Annotated in this window: 21 protein-coding genes; 13 read left to right on the plus strand and 8 right to left on the minus strand. The window is 39.3% G+C overall.

From position 1 onward, the window contains the following. Nucleotides 1–17 precede the first annotated feature (17 nt). Nucleotides 18–914, minus strand: a complete 897-nt coding sequence (locus HYI04_RS08110; RefSeq protein WP_010326741.1) for an ABC transporter ATP-binding protein — start codon at nt 912–914, stop codon at nt 18–20. Then, the gene (locus tag HYI04_RS08115; protein WP_010326740.1) at nt 914–1,858 is read right to left on the minus strand and encodes an ABC transporter permease; all 945 of its coding nucleotides are present in this window, start codon (nt 1,856–1,858) and stop codon (nt 914–916) included. The genes HYI04_RS08110 and HYI04_RS08115 overlap by 1 nt, the downstream gene beginning before the upstream one ends. A gap of 185 nt (nt 1,859–2,043) precedes the next feature. On the opposite strand from HYI04_RS08115, the gene HYI04_RS08120 reads away from it, so the two are divergent. The 8 genes from HYI04_RS08120 (at nt 2,044) to HYI04_RS08155 (ending at nt 7,165) form a co-directional block, all read left to right on the plus strand. After that, complete coding sequence (locus HYI04_RS08120) at nt 2,044–2,412, plus strand: hypothetical protein (protein WP_004693046.1); 369 nt, start codon at nt 2,044–2,046, stop codon at nt 2,410–2,412. A gap of 3 nt (nt 2,413–2,415) precedes the next feature. Continuing rightward, the gene (locus HYI04_RS08125; protein ID WP_010326739.1) at nt 2,416–2,841 is read left to right on the plus strand and encodes a hypothetical protein; all 426 of its coding nucleotides are present in this window, start codon (nt 2,416–2,418) and stop codon (nt 2,839–2,841) included. 127 nt (nt 2,842–2,968) lie between these two features. Next, nucleotides 2,969–3,220: a hypothetical protein gene (locus HYI04_RS08130; protein WP_010326738.1), complete on the plus strand. Its 252-nt coding sequence runs from the start codon at nt 2,969–2,971 to the stop codon at nt 3,218–3,220. A gap of 33 nt (nt 3,221–3,253) precedes the next feature. After that, the gene (locus HYI04_RS08135) at nt 3,254–3,979 is read left to right on the plus strand and encodes a hypothetical protein (protein ID WP_010326737.1); all 726 of its coding nucleotides are present in this window, start codon (nt 3,254–3,256) and stop codon (nt 3,977–3,979) included. 471 nt (nt 3,980–4,450) lie between these two features. Beyond that, nucleotides 4,451–4,867: a YeeE/YedE family protein gene (locus tag HYI04_RS08140; protein WP_010326736.1), complete on the plus strand. Its 417-nt coding sequence runs from the start codon at nt 4,451–4,453 to the stop codon at nt 4,865–4,867. 1 nt (nt 4,868) lies between these two features. Beyond that, entirely contained in the window at nt 4,869–5,291 is a 423-nt protein-coding gene (locus HYI04_RS08145; RefSeq protein ID WP_010326735.1) for a DUF6691 family protein, read from the plus strand. Then, complete coding sequence (locus HYI04_RS08150) at nt 5,288–6,157, plus strand: MBL fold metallo-hydrolase (protein ID WP_029575026.1); 870 nt, start codon at nt 5,288–5,290, stop codon at nt 6,155–6,157. Before HYI04_RS08145 ends, HYI04_RS08150 begins: the two co-directional genes overlap by 4 nt. Nucleotides 6,158–6,391: 234 nt before the next feature. Continuing rightward, nucleotides 6,392–7,165, plus strand: coding sequence for an alpha/beta fold hydrolase (locus HYI04_RS08155; RefSeq protein ID WP_010326733.1), 774 nt, complete (start codon nt 6,392–6,394; stop codon nt 7,163–7,165). Here the strand turns inward: HYI04_RS08155 and HYI04_RS08160 are convergent, their stop codons facing one another. From HYI04_RS08160 to tssH, 6 genes are read right to left on the minus strand one after another with little or no spacing between them, the layout of a single operon-like run. Beyond that, a complete protein-coding gene (locus tag HYI04_RS08160) occupies nt 7,166–8,134 on the minus strand; it encodes a M15 family metallopeptidase (RefSeq protein WP_094148609.1) in 969 nt (322 codons plus the stop codon). It lies immediately after the preceding gene. Further along, a complete protein-coding gene (locus HYI04_RS08165) occupies nt 8,131–8,730 on the minus strand; it encodes a hypothetical protein (RefSeq protein WP_130235031.1) in 600 nt (199 codons plus the stop codon). Before HYI04_RS08165 ends, HYI04_RS08160 begins: the two co-directional genes overlap by 4 nt. Before the next feature lie 11 nt (nt 8,731–8,741). Then, nucleotides 8,742–9,539 carry a type IVB secretion system protein IcmH/DotU gene (gene icmH, locus HYI04_RS08170; protein ID WP_005399426.1) on the minus strand — a complete coding sequence of 266 codons (798 nt, stop codon included), beginning with the start codon at nt 9,537–9,539 and terminating at the stop codon, nt 8,742–8,744. 11 nt (nt 9,540–9,550) lie between these two features. Further along, nucleotides 9,551–10,915: a type VI secretion system baseplate subunit TssK gene (gene tssK, locus HYI04_RS08175; RefSeq protein ID WP_094148607.1), complete on the minus strand. Its 1,365-nt coding sequence runs from the start codon at nt 10,913–10,915 to the stop codon at nt 9,551–9,553. 5 nt (nt 10,916–10,920) lie between these two features. Further along, nucleotides 10,921–12,051, minus strand: a complete 1,131-nt coding sequence (tssA, locus tag HYI04_RS08180) for a type VI secretion system protein TssA (RefSeq protein ID WP_094148606.1) — start codon at nt 12,049–12,051, stop codon at nt 10,921–10,923. A 21-nt stretch (nt 12,052–12,072) separates the two neighbouring features. Next, nucleotides 12,073–14,760: a type VI secretion system ATPase TssH gene (gene tssH / locus HYI04_RS08185; protein WP_372239164.1), complete on the minus strand. Its 2,688-nt coding sequence runs from the start codon at nt 14,758–14,760 to the stop codon at nt 12,073–12,075. 359 nt (nt 14,761–15,119) lie between these two features. Here tssH and HYI04_RS08190 point away from each other — a divergent pair, with 359 nt between their 5' ends. From HYI04_RS08190 to tssE, 5 genes are all read left to right on the plus strand, one after another. Then, nucleotides 15,120–15,770, plus strand: a complete 651-nt coding sequence (locus tag HYI04_RS08190; protein ID WP_094148605.1) for a hypothetical protein — start codon at nt 15,120–15,122, stop codon at nt 15,768–15,770. 40 nt (nt 15,771–15,810) lie between these two features. Then, nucleotides 15,811–16,314 (plus strand): type VI secretion system contractile sheath small subunit, encoded by a 504-nt coding sequence (tssB, locus tag HYI04_RS08195; RefSeq protein WP_004979583.1) that lies wholly within the window; start codon nt 15,811–15,813, stop codon nt 16,312–16,314. Further along, complete coding sequence (gene tssC, locus HYI04_RS08200) at nt 16,307–17,788, plus strand: type VI secretion system contractile sheath large subunit (RefSeq protein WP_004693079.1); 1,482 nt, start codon at nt 16,307–16,309, stop codon at nt 17,786–17,788. Before tssB ends, tssC begins: the two co-directional genes overlap by 8 nt. Before the next feature lie 46 nt (nt 17,789–17,834). Then, complete coding sequence (locus HYI04_RS08205; protein WP_004693082.1) at nt 17,835–18,338, plus strand: type VI secretion system tube protein Hcp; 504 nt, start codon at nt 17,835–17,837, stop codon at nt 18,336–18,338. Nucleotides 18,339–18,404: 66 nt separating this feature from the next. Then, nucleotides 18,405–18,881 carry a type VI secretion system baseplate subunit TssE gene (gene tssE, locus HYI04_RS08210; RefSeq protein WP_010326723.1) on the plus strand — a complete coding sequence of 159 codons (477 nt, stop codon included), beginning with the start codon at nt 18,405–18,407 and terminating at the stop codon, nt 18,879–18,881. Nucleotides 18,882–18,885: the final 4 nt, after the last annotated feature.

Consider the following 18,885-nt stretch of genomic DNA (forward strand, 5'->3'; position numbering starts at 1 on the left):
CAGGCTAGATCAATGAATTATTTATGCGTACTAATTTGGGTCATACGTGGAATTTTGGGTAAATCTTCCAGTGCTGGATCGAGTTCTTCTTCTTGTGCATGTACTAGGAAATCGACTCGCTCTCGAAGTAGCTTAAAGGCAGGGCTGGACATCAGTTCAGTGTTTCGTGGACGGGGTAAATCCACTTCAATAATTTCTTTAATTTCCCCAGGATTGGCTTTCAGCGCTACGATACGATCAGCCAGTAAAATAGCCTCATCCATATCATGGGTTACAAAAATGATGGTGATATCAATGTTTTGCCATAGGTCCATTAGGTGTTTTTGCATTTTCTGACGGGTATGCGGGTCAAGCGCACCGAAAGGTTCGTCCATCAGTAAAATTTTCGGTTCATTGACTAAAGCACGGGCAATCGCAACACGTTGCTTCATCCCGCCAGACAGTTGATGCGGATATTGGTTTTCATACTTCTCTAAGCCAATAATATTGATCCATTCTCGTGCAGCCGCTTCGGCTGAGGCATGACTTGCACCTTTCATCAGTGGACCAAACATCACATTTTCTTTAACCGATTTCCAAGGAAATAAGGTATAGCCTTGAAACACCATGCCTCGCTCTGGGCTAGGGCCTGAAATGGGCTGTCCATCTACTAGTAATTCGCCACTGCTATATGGGTCTAGACCCGCAACAACACGACTAAAGGTCGATTTTCCACAACCAGACGGGCCAATCACACAAATAAACTCTCGCTTATGAATTTTCAAATTGAGTTGATTTAAAATCGTGCGTGAGTTTTTACCATGCTGAAAAACTTGACTAAGTTGTTTGGCCTCTAAAATGACAGGACGTTGATAAATGTGATCAAAATACTGACGAGCATTGAATTCTGGCGTTCTTATATCTGTAGTTATCATTATTTTGCTCCCGCTTTCCATTTAAACAGATGTTGTCCGAGTTTCATTAAAATCACATCACAGACCAAGCCAATCACCCCAATAATTAAAATCGCAGCATAGACATTGTCAAAGTTCTGGTAGCGTGCTTGCTGGGTAATAAACCAAGTGATCCCTGTGGTGGTGCCAATCAACTCAGAGACAATCAAGTAGGTCCACGCCCAGCCCAGCAAAACACGTAAATCACGGTAAATATCGGGTAACGCCGCTGGAATGACCACGTGAAACAGACTTTTTACTTTATTCGTCCCTAGGGTATAACCCGCTTCAATCAGCCCGCGGTCCACCATACGCGTAGTATTGGCAATAATCAGAATTTGCTGAAACAGCGTCCCAATCACGATGATGGCAATTTTTGGTGCATCATTAATGCCTAATATTGCAACAGCCAGTGCACCAAAGGCAGGCGCAGGTAAGTAGCGAAAGAACTCAACAAAGGGTTCAGTGAGCTGGGAAATTTTGTTGGAAAAACCACATAAAATCCCCAATGGAATACCAACGAGTGATGCAATAAAGAAAGCACTAAATACAATCTTGATACTGTGCCAAAGACTTTGATGAAACCATGGTGCATCGGCTTGAGTGGGTGGTGTCGTAAATGCCGTCACTAAGGCTGTCGCAACTTGGTGGGGTGCTGGTAAATAAATAGGATTGACCAAATTACCTTGCGGCGGTTCAGTGCCTGTATTGACGGCATTTTGCGCTTCTGCATAGAACACACTTTTGTCTACACGGCTACCGATTTGTAAAAAAGAGACACTGCCAGAGTTGGTGATTTGTACTTGAGGATGCCAAATAAATGGTAAATAACTCACAGCACACCAAATGAGGATTGGTATTAGAAATGATCCAAAGCCCAGCAATATTTTGCTTTGAGGACTGAGTTCTCGTGCGACATAACCCATAGTTGCTTAGCCCCGATATTACTTTTTTTATAAAACGTAATACTGTTAAGCAAAATGAATGCCAAATTTGTAGTGCTATTGAGTGTTCACCTATGTGCTAATTGTTTAAATAAAAACAGCCTTTGACCTAAATATGTTTTAAAATGCGCTATCGATAGATTGACGCTCAAAAGGGGCAGCATCGCATGGCACAAAAGTCACAACAATCTGCATTGAATGAATTAATTGCGGAACAAAAACTACTGTGTGAAGAATTTGACTCGGCTTATGTTGAAGTAAAAGGTGATGATGTCGTTGCTGTTGCTGTGCATACTTTGAATCAAGAACCCATTGTCGGTTTACGTAAAAAGCCAGAAACTGAAGAGAATGTCGCTTGGTTTATTTATGGTGGTGAATTGGGTGAAGGACAAGACTTTTTTACAACCATGACTGTACGTGAGTTACAAGATATCTTGCCTGACGTACTTCCATACTTGGCTTTAAGTGAAGGTTATCGTTTTATGATTGATGGCGATGACTATGAAGACGTATGGAAAGAAGGCGATGAGTCTTAATACATGAAAAAACAAACATGGACGTTGCTTAGCCTTTCATTATTTTTATCATCGTTTCTATCAACCCTGAGTTATGCAGAAATAACGAAGCTGACTCAGGCACAGTATGATCAGAAGATGGCTGAATATACAGCAACTGTGAATTCAACCAAAACCGTTTTAGATGCAAAAGATAATCCAGCGACAGCAACAGAAATGAAAACCGCATTTTGTCAGCGTATGGATGCATATCATCAAATTGCTGCGCTATCTAAAGCCAATATTGAGTTAAGTACCGCTTCAGTGATGCTGATGGTGGCCAACCGTTATCTTGAGCAGCAAGAAAAAAGCCTGACCGATGCAGGGATGAATGAAAGTGCCTTCTGTCCAACGGCTAAAGCTTTACAAGTTGAAGATACGAAACGATTAAAAAGTAAAGTAACCGAATAAGACAGCATGAAATTAGTGTGGATATTAAGATCTAATTTATTGTTTCAGGATGCTGTATAAATAGACAATGTCCTCGATTGTGTTAAGATAAATAAAAATCAACCATCGTTTGAGTAGGAGTTGGTGTATGGCAGCTTATACCGACATTAAAGTAGGCAAATATGAGGATGATATGATTCCTAAACTTGCCATTCATGCTTTTCATGATGCTTTTCAAAAAGCAACCACTCGTTCGTCTGTAGTTTATGCAAAAGCTGAACAATTGGTTGAACGCGATATTCATGGCAATGAAACTGTTTTACAAGACTTAAGTCATGCTTATGTCGATGTAGGCGTTTTACCGAAACTGACACGTAAAAAGAAACACGCAACCGTATAGATTGATATGCCACCTCGACAACCTAGAATAAGAATGTTTGCAGGGCCGAATGGTTCTGGTAAAAGCACTGTTAAAGATTACCTCTTGCCCCAACATATTGGGGCATATTTAAATGCAGATGAACTGGAACAAAACTTAAGACAGAGTCAACGCATTGATTTATTGCATTATCATCCTTCCTTAAAAGCTTTAGAGTTGGTCACTTTTCTAAAAAGTAAGAAGCGTCCTCAAGCGGGACAGTTCGTGGCCTTACTTGCGCATGAACCAATTGTGCTAGATGAATGGAAGATCGAGTTTAAAACCGAAGAAATTGATTCTTATCTCTGTGCACGCATTATTGACTATATCCGGCTTGAGTTTCTGCGCTTAAAAGTCAGTTTTACTTTTGAGACGGTCATGTCACATATCTCTAAAGTTGAGTTTCTCCGAGAAGCGAAACGTCAGGGTTATAAAACCTATCTATATTATGTCTCAACAGTAGATCCACAAATCAATATTGCCCGAGTCAAGTATCGCGTCAGTGTGGGTGGTCATCCTGTTCCTGAGCAGAAAATTATTGAACGTTACTACCGTAGTATGGATCTGCTCATGCAAGCCATAGAGTGCTGTGATCGAGCCTACTTGTTTGATAACTCTTCTGACGGTATACAAGCGTCTTTTCTTGCAGAAATAGAAGCAGCTGAAACCTTAAAAATGAATGCCGCCGTGTCTAAGCTCCCAATATGGTTTGCAGAACGGGTATTATCAGAATTTCAATAAACTGCTCAGAAAAAGAGCAGATTATTTTATCCTTTTTCATGTGTCTGCCCGCATAAAAAAATATTCAAAAGTCGTAAATGTGTTTCATAAACTGAGAATAATACTCATGATGTAGAGATGTGCCCTAATTCTATTCAGTTTCTTTAAATGAAAACTATCATGAAATAAAGCGAGAGAAGTTAAGTATTTCTAATCTAAAAAAGGGCTGAATACAAAATCCCTCGGGGATATATTCAAGCTTTTTACGTTATTGTGAAGAATAACTATGTAAAAAAATGCTTTAAGGTGTTATCTAAAAGACTAAAAGCTTCGAGAACGGACGGGTAGTGCCATTCAAATATCTAAAGCTAGATGAAAGACCCCGTAGACAGTGACCATAGACATGCATAGCATCCATAGATACAAAGGACGCTTGATTATTTTTTAATTAAATATATTATTAAAACATATATTGTTTTAAGGCGCTTACCAATGCATGATTTTGCGTGGTCTTTTATAGGTGGAATATTACTCGGCATCTCCGCCGTTGGATATTTATATACCAATGGACGAATTGCAGGAATCAGTGGTCTGGTCTCTCAAGTTTTAAACTTAAAAGGGATCATAAATACGCCTGCACTGTGGTTTTTATTGGGCCTGTTCATTGTTCCGTTTATATATGCCGCTTTTGTTCAGCCAGAAATCTATATTGAAGCTACACCTTTCATGTTAATTATTGCGGGCGTATTGGTAGGTTTTGGAACTCGCTTAGGCTCTGGTTGTACCAGCGGGCATGGTATTTGTGGTATCAGTCGTTTATCCAAACGTTCAATCATCGCTACAATGAGTTTTATGTTCGCAGGCTTTATTACTGTGTATGTTGTCCGTCATATGTTTGGAGCAATCTAAAATGAAAAATGTTTGGGCATTCATTTGGGGTGGATTATTTTCAATTGGTCTCATGCTTTCAGGAATGTCGAATCCTGCGAAAGTGATTGGCTTTTTAGATATTTTTGGGCACTGGGATGCCAGTCTAGCTTTTGTGATGATGGGGGCGATTGCGATTGCATTTATTCCTTTTCAAAAAGCTGTACGTCAGCCACATCCACAAACCTTTTATGGTGAAGCCATACAACTTCCTAAAAATACGAAAATCGACAGAAAACTGATCTTCGGAAGTCTGCTATTTGGTATAGGCTGGGGAATTGCGGGAATTTGTCCTGCGCCGAGCTTTACTTTGATTGGACTGGGTTATTATCAAGCGATCTATTTTATAATTGCGATGTTCGTTGGTGTACTGCTACATCGTAAAGTAATGGAGAAAATGCCATGATGCAAATTGCTCAAGTAAAAGCATTTTTTGATACAGCGAGCAACACGTTTAGTTATGTGGTGAGTGATCCCGACACTCAGTGTTGCGCCGTGATTGATAGTGTATTGGACTATGATGCAGCATCGGCAACGACCAAAACAGAGCAGGCCGATTTAATCATTGCTTATATTCAGGAAAATAGCCTAAGCGTAGACTGGATTTTAGAAACACATGTGCATGCAGATCATTTAAGTGCTGCACAGTATTTAAAGCAAAAACTAGGTGGAAAAATTGCGATTAGTCATAAGATTGAGATCGTACAACAAACTTTTGGTGAGATTTATCACTTAGATATTAAGAGTTTAAATGCCAAGCAGTCATTTGATTATCTTTTTGCAGATCATGAGATATTTTTGATAGGCAACATAAAAGCATATAATATTCCGACACCAGGGCATACACCTGCGTGTCTCAGTTATGTCATTGGTGATGCTGTTTTTGTCGGGGACACGTTGTTTATGCCTGACTATGGGACGGCACGTTGTGATTTTCCAAAGGGGAGTGCGGCGGCTTTATTTGATTCAGTGAAGACTTTGTACACATTGCCAGATCAAACGCGGATGTTCTTATGCCATGACTACTTACCCGAAAGTCGTGATCAATACCAATATGAGACATCGGTTTATTCGCAAAAGCATAAAAACATTCATATCAATACTACAACGGGAAAAGTTGATTTTGTCGAGATGCGAAACCGCCGTGATGCAACGTTAAGCATGCCAAAATTGATATTACCAGCAATTCAAATCAATATGTTTGCAGGCAAGTTCCCTCAACCAGAAGACAATGGTATTCCTTACTTAAAAATTCCGCTGAATTATTTTTAAAATACAAAATTAGTAAGACTTAAGGCATTCGGCATCTTTTCATTTGCTTAGAATCTGATTCAAGAATCTAATCTGATATTAAACAGACATGTACATCATGCTTTTAAATTTAGCCTAAGCTAAAATCTCCCACTCAAAATAGCCTAAGCAAAATTGAGCTTAATATAAAAAGTCATTTGATTTATTTCCATTAAAAATTCAATATCTATAGTAATCAAATAAAGTAAGTTTCATATGATCCTAAATCATCAATTTCATCAAAATGAGCAGCCGCGTGCAAAAACATTGGTCTTTGTTCATGGTTTATTTGGCAGTTTAAGTAATTTAGGAATGTTGGCTCGGGAGTTTTATTCAAGCCACCATGTATTACAGGTAGATGTACGTAATCATGGCTTATCGTCACATTCCAATGTGATGAATTATGAGGTCATGGCAGCTGATCTAATTGAAACTTTAGATGAACTCAACATCGAACACTTTTCTTTGATCGGGCATTCGATGGGTGGAAAGCTGGTGATGAAAGTGACCGAACTCGCAGGAGATCGACTAGATCAACTGGTGGTGTTGGATATTACGCCTATTGCTTATAAAGAAAATCATCATGAGCAAATTTTTAAAGCGCTCATTGCAGTACAAAAAGCAGATATTGAAACACGTCAACAAGCCATAGAAATCATGCGTGAATATCTCAAAGAAGAAATGGTGATTCAGTTTCTCTTGAAATCTTTTAGCAAAGGGAAGTGGTTGTTTAATGTAGATGCACTGTATCAGAACTATGCCCAAATTCTGTCATGGGAAAATATAGAAACATGGCATAAGTCTGCATTGTTTATACGTGGTGGAAACTCACCTTATGTAGCAAAGCCAGAATATATAGAAGCTATCCAATCGCAGTTTTCTCAAGCCCAGATTCAGACGGTGGCAGATGCTGGACACTGGTTACATGCAGAGAAAACTGCGCAAGTTTTGCAAATCATCACTCAATATTTGAGTCAGCCTTCAACCTGATTAACTCAAATTCGCAGCTGAAAGTTGTCCTTCAGAGGTCAGCTTTTCAGCCATTTCCGCAGTTTTCTTTAAATTCGGCATTCGAAATTCGGTATGGCCATAGTCTTGGATCGACTTCCAACGTCCGCCCCAAGTTAAACCTACAGATTCTGCAACTTCACCATAGAGCTGATAGCCACGCATTGCCCATGGGTCTCGTTCAGAAATAACGACTTTTCCATCCCGCTTAAATGCGACATCCGCCGCCAATCCAAATTGGTGGTAACTCTGATAACCACGCGCCAAAGTCGTATTTTTATTGCTGGCTAAAGAATTCTGACGCTGCGGGCTACGATAGCCTTCCAGTAAAACCAGTTCATATCCATGCTGCTCACGCATTATTTTAAATACCATCAGTAGACGTTGTTTATAGCGTGGGTTCATTTTGTGCCACTTACGGTCAGCCGTTGCTAAATTGTCATGTGAATGAGTTGAATGTACATCCTGAATACTTGGATCGTAACTCAAAGCACTGGCTTGAATAGAATTATTATTAAGATCCGCTTGCTCAAGCATACTTGCTTCAACTATGGCCGCAGCAACTAAGGATTCTTCGATCTCTGGTGGCGGAGACAAAATTTGTCCATCAAGTAGGGCATAAATTTGTGGATCCGATTGTCTTAAATAATCCGCTTCGATTTTAGTGGGTGTGACGGGGCTGGTAAAAGCAAACATTAAGATGCTGGCAAATAGAAGTAGGCCCGCAACCAATATCCACCACTGTTGAATATGCCAATGTGATTGCAATTGCTCAGGCGCAGCAGCATGATTTATATGCTGTGCAAAATGACGAGCGGATTGAAATCTTTGTTTTCCTTGAGGAATTAACCCGACAAAAAAGCCAGCTAATTTTGCTCTAAGTTCATAGGACAGTGCTAAACCGAGCCCTAGTGCCAGGATTAGAAAAATCGAAAAAATAGCATAAATCATAGTCTGATAGTAGCTGGCATTGGGGCTTCGACGGCACGAGTTGTAATCTTGGTTTGTACACTGCCTGTGGGAGATTCTTCGGATTTTTCCACAGGCTGTTCTGATTTAGTCACTTTGCCGTGATTTTTATCTTTCGGTGTAGCCGAACTTTGCGTTGACGAGTTTTGTTTCTTATTTTCTTTTGGTAAGGGCTGCGGACTAGCACTCTTCATCGATGGTGCAGTAACTGTTTCAGCTGGACGAAGAAAAGCTCTGCTTAATTCATCTTCTTTGGGTTGAGGAAAATCAGCAGGCGGCTCAGTTACATTTGAAGGTTGAACACTTTTAGAAGGGATGACTTTAGTCGCTTCAAAAATAGCTTCGGGTTCCCGCGTCGGGGCTTCATTATCGACTGAGGGTTCAGTGACATCGACGCTAGAATTTTGGCTAACGTGTATTGAATCATTTTTTTGTTGTGTAAAAAAGTAAGTAAAACCAAGAGTGGCCATCAATAAGACACCACCCAAAAAACCACCAAATGCATAGAGCATAGGTGAAATATTTTTCTTTTTTGTAGACGTCAAAATTTTGACTGAAGTCCGTTTTTCATGAGCCATGGAGTTAGTTCTTAGGGTAAATGAATAGTAATATGTGCCTGTTCTGTTGGCGTAGAAATGACATTTTCATATGTGGCCAAAGAATTCGTACTTTGCTTTGATAACATATAGCGCAAGCCTGCAAAGGATAAGAGCGCGAATAGGATTAGAAAAAGTAAAATCCAGTAAAAAGGAAGCTCACGGTGAATCATGTGTTTAATTTGATCGGGGAGCGATGCAAAAGGAGAAAAGGCAGCCTTTTTTCCTTTCAAATAGTCAATTTCATCGCCCACACGTGCGACCAAATGGTTTAAATTTTCTATAGATTCAATGCGATATCTACCATGAAAACCCAGGAGCATGCAGTAATGATAAACTTCAAGTGCGGCTAATCGACTATTTCCTTTACGGCGTAACTCTTCTAAAATTTCAAAAAAACGATAACCCGCAAGTTGCGAGCCAAATAAACTAAGCTGTAAGGGACTGATTAACCAACTATTTTGTAGCTCGAAAAATTGTGCATCTTGCTGAGTCACAATGGTTTCATCTAATAATGCACAGTAAGCATATTTAGCATCTTGAATGTCATCTGATGAAAATTGTAATTTTCGAGCTTGGTTTTCAAAACGGTTGAGTAGGACAAGAATTTTTTCACGAAATTCAGTCGAACTACTCGGTATATATTTGTTTTTTAATAAAAATACAATATAAAAACCATCATGGAGTAAGTCAACCAAGTTGGTTGTACTGGTGACTTTGGCGGTCATGGGCTGAGTAATTGAACCAGTTCCAATTTGTCCATCATCAAAAAGTGAAGGGGCATTATTCATGATTCATTTCCTTAGCCATTCATCACAGCAATCAATTCAACAGCAATATCTTGGAAACCCGCTGGAATATAAATACAAATCGACTCGGCATCCAACATGCGTTGGTATAAGTCATTATTCGGTTCAATTTCAAAGTAACTCACACCAGATCGCACTGGAATAGCAGTTGGAACCTGCATTAAATGATGCAAAGGAACTGCAGGGAGTGCAGCGATGACACGTTGTTCCACATCTACGGTATTGCCCACTTTAAAGCGCAATGGAACCAATTGAATCAGTTCGTGGCTTTGCATCATGCTGCTTGAAACAGCCAAGTAAAGTCTTGAATCTCGGGTGATTTTATCTGACTCTAAACTGCCTAACCAATAGGATGGTCGTGTTTCTTTGAGTTGGATACTGATGTAGCGGTTTGAAATAATCGTATCTAATAACTCACGTAGAATGAAATCGAGCTGACTAAAACTTTCTTGTAAATTATGATGTTGGTAGCGAGGTAAATGATCAACCTCATGAGCCGTTGAAAAAGTCAGCAATGAGCCAGTCAAACGTAATAATTCAAAGAATAGCCGCTCTGGATGGATATGCGGGTATTGCAATAAATGATTCAACGTCGCGTGTGCTGTGTTGAGTGCATTAACCAGCCAAAATGACACAATGTCGCCAGAGCGAAATTCAATCAGTTTTTGCTCGTTTTCTCGATTATTACTTTGAATGGTTTTAATTTTCGCTTTGATAACATTTAAACTGCGTTTCAAACTCGAGATAAGATTTTCAGAAGATTCAATATGCAAGATAGGCGGAATAAAATGACGATCAAATTCAAATTGACCTGAGCTTTGACGTTTAATTTTTGCTAAAGCTAAATACAAAAAACCATCCAGCTCTTGATTCGGTTCTACGTTCGCCTCTAACAAGCGAAACTCTGCACGGCGGCGCAATAAGGTGATATCTGCTGCAATTGCATCTGTAAATAAATCGTGGGTTGAGGTCAGATAAGAGTGGTAGCGACCGAACTGCGCACTATTTTCAGCGCTCACATTTTTCTTATTGGCTTGTACAATCGGCAAAGCCAAATAAACCAAGATTTCGCCACGTAAATTCAGTTCATCTAATAACACTGGCTCTGGCAGTAAATCACGTGTCGGCGCTTGATAGATTTCACCATCTTGCCAAATCATACTAATACTTTCGAGTGCCAAGATATGTGTGTGTAACTGTGCCTCATCAAATTGAATATTTTGAATGCCATAGGCAAATGGAATCGTGGAACGAATGGTATGATTCAGACGTTGTTCATGATACGCATCTTGTAATTGAAAATGTTGAGGGCGTAAAAATAGACCTTCACCCCAAAGTATTTTTTCTGCTTTAAACATTTAGATTACCAATCGTTTGATTCATTTGCTTGTTGTACGCCCAGTAGTTCTTGGACGTTATGCAGTGGATTTTCGTTTTTAATGACTTGATTTAACCATTCATGTAGTGGCATCTGACTCCACTTGATGGTTTTTTGTAACATATAACTTACTGGACTATGCGGTTCATTAGCTTGGAAATAGTCAGAAATTTCTTGTAATACCCGCATGGCTTGTTCACGGTTTGCTAAGTGATTTTGCGGTTGAACCTGAAAGCCTTTGGATGGATGGACGATGTTCATGTCAATCTCTTGTTCTTTGTGCTGAGTAAATGAAAGTGTCTGTGTTGTTATCGTTGTGGCAGCAGAAGACTCAGACGTATGTGTCGCCATTACAGGTTGGGTAAAAACATCGGTTTTATAGAGCTTTTTTAAACTGGTGTGGATGTTTTCAAGCTGAGTATCAATAGCAGCAAAGCTTGGTGCATCTAAGCCCATTAAGGTATCTAACACACTTTTCAAAATTGACCATTCAGCCAGAATCGCCGAAAAATGTTGATAGTTCTGATATTGAAATGATTTTGATGTGTTGAACAAGCTCAGCTCAAACTGTTCCAAAATTTGAGAGCTATTGGCATCCTCCGTATAACTTTCTACTTGTTTCAACAAATGATTTTTTTGTCTCAGTAAGGCTTCATAATCGCTGAGTGAAAATGCAGGAACATTCACGATAGCGACTTGTTTAATCAGTGGAATCAAATGATTAATGGAACCTTGCAACAAACCTAGACGTTGATCTAAATCTTCTTCTTCAATTTCAGGATGAAGTTGTGTCCAATACTCATTTAGCGTTCGATGCATAAGCTCTAAGGCTTTTGCGGTGCCTTCGAATCCGTATAAATTTGACCACGCTTCAAGTAACCAGCCCATTAAGCGTAAATCTTTTGATTTTCCCGTGAGCAGCTCGATAGATTTTTGTTCAACGAAATGCCAGTCTGCTTGCTTAGGTTCAGCGACCCAGTCGCCTTGATCGAGTAGTGGATCATCCTGAGTTTTTGCAATTTTGATAGCGTGGAATTCATTGGAAAAAGACAAGTCTTGTCCACATGGTTGATCGCTTGAGATAGGAGACAATAAAGACTCGATTTCTAAGCTCATAATTTTACACTCTATATTCTATTAAACTTGATTCGCTTTATTTTTAGCAGGATGTCGTTTCTTTTTAGCCGTGGTCTTTTCGACAGGGTCTAAAACATACGTAATTTCATCATCTTTGACATCAATCTGAATGACTTTAGGCAAATTGTCTACTGCCAAAGCCATCAATATTTCTGTGGCTAAAGCAGGCAATATACTGGCATTCAAAATGTGATCAACATTTCGTGCACCGCTATCGACTTCCGTGCAGCGACTTAATAACAGTTCTACCAATTCCTCTGAATATTGAACTTTGGTTTGGTACTGCTTCTCAAGGCGAGAGGTTATTTTCTTGATTTTATGATGGATAATTTGAATCAGTAAATCATCATGCAGTGGGAAATAGGGAACGATACGCATGCGCCCTAAAAAAGCAGGTTTAAATTGTTTATATAAACTTGGTTTTAACTGCTCTGCTAAGCTTTCCGCGGTTGGCCATGTATCAATCGGTTGATTCAAACACGCCTGCATAATGGTATTCGAACCTACATTCGAGGTCAAAATAATGGTGGTATTCTTAAAGTCGATGACTCGACCTTCGCCATCTTCAAGCGTACCTTTGTCAAAAACTTGATAAAAGAGTTCTTGAACATCGTTGTGTGCTTTTTCAATTTCATCCAATAAAACCACACTATAAGGATTGCGGCGAACGGCTTCAGTCAGCACACCACCTTGACCATATCCCACATATCCAGGTGGAGCACCTTTTAAAGAAGAAACGGTATGTGCTTCTTGATATTCAGACATATTAATAGTGATTAGGTGGGATTCTCCACCATAAAGCTCATTCGCCAGCGCAAGCGCGGTTTCGGTTTTACCGACACCACTTGGACCCACCAACATGAACACGCCTTGCGGTTTATTGGGATCATCCAATTTTGCTTTAGATGTTTTAATTCCCTGAACCAGTTGATGTAGGGCAGAGTCTTGTCCCATAACACGCTCAGCCAGTTTGCTTTCTAGGCTGAGAATTTGTTTTATTTCATCGTTCACCATATTACCCACAGGAATACCGGTCCAGTCTGAAATAATTTCATTAATGATTTGTGCATTAACACGCTCAAACACTAAGGGATTCTGGCCTTGTACATTGCTTAATTCTTCACGAAGCGCAGCAATCTCTTTTTGATCGTTGTGAACCGTTGTATCTTGTTGGCGTTGTTTTATCTGTTCAACAAGCGCTCTTTCTTTTTGCCATTGCGCTTGAGTGTGTTCAATTTCACACTCAAGCTGCACTAGTTTTTGCTTTAGATCATGTAGGCGCTCATGATGAATCGGCAAATTTTTATGTTCATTTTCTAAAATCTCATATTCAAGTTTGAGATTATGTTGTTGAGCAAGCATCTGATCTAACTTCACAGGTTGTGCGTTTTGAGTGAGTGCTACACGCGCTGCGGCTGTATCGAGTACGCTAATCGCTTTGTCTGGGAGTTGGCGGCCACTAATATAACGATGCGAAGAATGTACGGCTGTGATGATAGCTTCATCATCAATATTTAAATTAAAATGATTGGCCATGACTGGTAACATGGCACGTAACATATCGATGGCGACATCTTCGGTTGGTTCTTCAACTTTAACGACTTGAAAGCGTCGACTGAGCGCTGCATCTTTTTCAAAATATTGTTTATATTCAGCCCATGTGGTTGCTGCAATGGTACGTAACTCACCACGAGCCAGTGCGGGTTTTAATAGATTGGCAGCATCATTTTGGCCTGCTTGACCTCCCGCACCAATCAAAGTATGTGCTTCATCAATAAATAAAATTATAGGATGAGTGGCAGACTGAACCTCTTGAATCACTTGTTTCAAGCGATTTTCAAATTCACCTTTTACACTGGCACCTGCTTGCAATAGTCCCATATCAAGCGTATGCAGTTGAACATTTTTTAAAGCATCAGGCACTTGGTTGTTCACAATTTTTAATGCCAAACCTTCAACGACAGCCGTTTTTCCTACACCCGGTTCACCAGTTAAAATGGGGTTATTTTGGCGTCGACGCATTAGGATATCGAGCATTAAACGTATTTCAAACTCACGACCAATAACGGGGTCGATAAGGCCACTTTGTGCCTTTTGGGTCAGGTTAATTGTATATTGATCAAGTGCTGGCGTTTTGTTTTTAGCCAAATGCTGTGCAGGCTCAGTGCTTTCGCTTGGTGCTGTTTCCTGTAAAACATCTTGTTCGATACTGTTTGAGCATAGGTCTAAAAATTTATGCTTCATTGTATCGATCGGGAACAGTTCAAATTGGCCCGAAGCGCGTAATGCCATTTGATGCAAATCTGGTGCTGTTAAAAGTGCTACCAAAATATGACCTGTTCGAATGACAGGATTTTGTTCGGCTGAAGCAAGTAACCACGCTTGCTCCAATAAACGAATAATGGATTGAGCAAATATCGGGGTGCGAGTATTTCCTTTAGGCAACTGGGAAAGACTGAGTTGTAAATCCTTAACTAAAAAATCATGGGAAATTTTATATTTTTCAACCAATAAGTGGAGATCATTTGGCTCTTGTTGTTCTAATAATTCAAGAAAAAAATGCTCAATTTCGATTTCATAATTTTGTTGATTAATACAACTATTTGCAGACTTCTCTAGAGCAACACGCGCATGATTAGATAGCTTCTTAATTAATATTTTAAGGTTATTCATATGTAACTCAGTCATGCTTTATAGCAAAGTTTTTACAAGACAAATATGCCAATGGCTATCTGTGTTTTTAGTGTAAATATAAAATTATTTATAAATTAGCATTTTACAAGCCATTATAAATGCTATTTGGCGGGTATTTTATATATATGCCATCATAATACACAAATGAAATTTAGATAAAAAAGAAGATATATTACAAAAAGCAAACACAGTTACTTTTGAGTAACATTTTTTACCTTGACTTTAGGTGCCATATTTTTGTTAAATCCAAGCGCATTATATAAGCAGAAAGTATTTACCTAGGGTGTGTATATTTTAAATCGAAGTTACTGATAATAATTTTAATTTTTATTCATAAAGGTTTGAGGCAAGTTTTGAAAAAATATTATTTAATTTTACCTACATTCGTTTTATTAACGGCGACACCATTTGCTTTTGCAGCGGTAGAAGAGGGTATTAGTTTAAAAAATAAGTGTATTAAAAATTACCCATTGGTAAATGGTGAAACTGATCATGATTTACTAAATTTATATGCACAGATTTGCGATAGTAAAAATAAAAAAAATGATGAGCTAAAAAATAAATTATTGGTTCAAGCTGCTAGTCGATATCAAGAACTTGGGAAAAGTTATAAAGCACTTCAACTGGTTGAAGAGTTAAATGCGCGAAATATTAATCATACATCATTAACAGATACTCGGTTTTTAGCTGGCGTTTCGATTGCAAATACGGCGTTAAACCATATGCGTCAAGAAGAAATGCGCTATTTATCTACAGATTTAACCTATCCGCCTGCCAAAGAGCTGTCTAATCTCGTTCGTAATTCTTTGCCTGCGCCAGATACGAGTGATGCAAAGGCTGTGGTGATCAAAGCACCAAAGAAAACCACGCGTAAGACTGCGAGTTCAACCAAACAAACCACAAAGAAAACAACGGCTCAGGTGGCAAAACCCAAAAAAGTTGAGAAAGTACAATCAACAGAAGTGGCGAGCAAACCGAATACAAATCCCTTCAATTCACTTTAAAAACTTTCATTTTTGAAATAATAAAAAACAGGATTTTCATATGGCTAAACGTGAAAGCGTCCAAAAAAAGTTACAGCGTATTCGACCACCTCGGGTACAACTGACTTATGATGTTGAAGTTGGTGATGCTAAAGAAATTAAGGAATTACCATTTGTTGTTGGTGTTTTAGGTGATTTCTCAGCGGCATCTGAAATAGAAAAAACCAAGCTCAAAGACAAAAAATTTATTAATGTTGATTTGGAAAACATTGATGAAGTCATGGAGTCTTTAGCACCACGTGCAGCCTATCAAGTTGAAAATACATTGACTGAAGAAGGTGGACGTATGTCTGTTGATTTGACGTTTAAGTCGATGGAAGATTTTCGTCCTGAAAATGTGGTTCAGCAAGTGGATCCATTGAGAAAATTAGTGGAAGCTCGTGAACGTTTAACTGATTTGCGTAACAAAATTTCGAATAATGAGCGCTTAGAAGATCTACTTGATCAAGTTCTGCAAAATACAGATCAAGTACGCAAAATGAGTGTGGAGGCTGAAAATGAATAATGCCCAATCCGCTGCAGTTGCTCAAGATACTACTGAAGAATTTACGCTTTTAGATTCAATCGTTGAACGTAGTCGAATTGCTCGAAATGAAGAAGAGCATGATCGAGCGAAAAGTTTAATTGGCGAACTTGCTAAAGAAGTGATGGCGGGGACGATTACTGTTTCAGAAAATATGACATTATCGATTGATAAGCGTATTGCTGAAATTGATGCGCTCATTTCGACGCAGCTCAGTAAAATTATCCATGATGAACAATTTCAAAAAATTGAATCGACATGGCGCGGTTTATATTACTTTTGCCAAGAAACGCCATCTAATCCATTGATTAAGATTCGTATGTTGAATACAACGAAGAAAGAATTAATCAAGGATTTTCAAGGCGCAACGGACTTTGATCAAAGTACATTGTTTAAAAAGATCTATGAAGAAGAATATGGGTCATTTGGTGGTGCGCCATATGCCACATTAATTGGCGATTTTGAGTTTGATCGTACACCTTCAGACATGTATTTGCTGGAACAAATTTCACATGTTGCTGCAGCTGCACATGCACCTTTTATTTCTGCAGCAGATGCCAACATCCTCGGATTGGAATCCTTTACGGATATTGACCGTCCGCGTGAAGTATCCAAAATTTTTGAAACCGCTGAATATGTCCAGTGGCGTTCTTTCCGAGAAAGTGATGATGCGCGCTATGTTGCATTAACAATGCCACGTGTATTGGGGCGTCTGCCTTATCACCCTAAGGAAGGTACAGCGACTGAAGGCTTTAACTTTGTGGAAGAAGTCTCTGGGCAAAATCATGATGAATATTTGTGGATGAATGCAGCCTATGCTTTTGGTACGCGTTTGACCAATGCTTTTGATATGCATGGTTGGTGTGCTGCCATTCGTGGTGTTGAAGGTGGTGGTTTGGTAGAGGGATTACCTGTTCATACCTTTAAAACCAGTGATGGTGAAGTGGTCTTTAAATGTCCAACTGAAATTGCCATCACCGACCGTCGTGAAAAAGAACTCAGTGATCTTGGCTTTATTCCTTTAGTACATTGTAAAAACACGGATTATGCAGCATTTTTTGGTGCGCAATCGACGCAGAAACCTAAAAAGTATAATAGCGATTCTGCCAATGCGAACTCTGCTTTATCTAGCCAAATTCAGTACATTATGGCCGTTTCACGTATTGCACATTATTTAAAAGCCATGATGCGCGATAAAGTCGGAAGTTTTGCTTCGGCTGGAAACATTGAAACATTTTTAAATGAGTGGTTGGCTCAATATATTTTGCTTGATGACGGGGCTTCACAAGAGGCGAAAGCGCAATATCCGCTGCGTGAAGCATCTGTCAAAGTTGTAGAGAACCCAGCACAACCGGGGCACTACAAATCTGTGGTTTTCTTAAGACCACATTTCCAGTTGGATGAGTTGTCAGTATCACTGCGACTTGTTACTGAGTTACCTCAGTCCTCAAACTAATTTGAGTGCCAACACATAATAACTTTAGAATAGGAAAAGATTACAAATGAAAGACATATACGTACAGTTCAGAGGTAAATATAAGGTCGATGGCGAGTCACGTGATACAGAGCACCAAGGCTGGTTAGAGGTGAACTCTTGGTCACACAATATTCGTCAGCCAAAGTCTGCAACATCATCAAGTGTTGGTGGTCATACAGCGGAACGTGTTGAACATTCTGATATGCTGTTTGTTAAAGATTTGGATGCAACCAGTCCAAAACTTTGGGAAGCATGTTCAGCGGGTTATACCTTTGATGAAGTACAAATTGATTTTTATCGTGCAAATGGCGATAAGCGCATCAAGTATCTACAAATTAAATTGAAGCATGTTTTGGTTTCAAGTGTTACGCCAACAGTAAGTGAGGAAGGTGTTCCGCTTGAAGGGTTTGGTTTGAAATATGCTGCTGTGGAATGGACGTATAACCAGCAAGATATTAATGGCACACAAAAAGGTGCTGTGACCAAGAAATGGTCTCTATCAAACAATACTGCATCATACGCTGCATAAAAATAACTGAAAAAATAAAGGCTAACCAACGTTGGCCTTTATTTATGCGAGATGATTTTAATCAACATGAATCTAGATCAGCTTTATCCCTATGGGTTTAGAAAAACGCTATTTGACCGATTACTACCGACCACTGAACAGGACCGATTGGGGATGTCTCTTCAGGAGCTACGTGAATCCGTCGCGACCGACTTAGAAGATTTGTTGAACAGTCGTATGGCGAATTTTAATGATTCAATTGATGCTTTTCCGTTGGTGAAAAAGTCCATTGTTCAATTTGGAATCATTGATTTTGTTGGATTATCGACTGCAAATCCGACCGATCGCGATAAAATTTGCCAGTCGATTGCAGCGTCTATTACTGCACATGAGCCGAGACTGAAACAAATCAAAGTCGAAATGTTGCTTGATGGACAGAATATGGGGGCGTTGTGTTTGAGTATTCAAGCCTATTTAAATATTCATCCTTTATATGAACCCGTGATTTTTGATGCTTTGCTCAAACCGACAACACAACAATATGTTATTTCTGCAAGAGCTTAATGGG

The organism is Acinetobacter sp. SwsAc2, assembly GCF_013391465.1.
Classification (GTDB): Bacteria; Pseudomonadota; Gammaproteobacteria; order Pseudomonadales; family Moraxellaceae; genus Acinetobacter; species Acinetobacter johnsonii.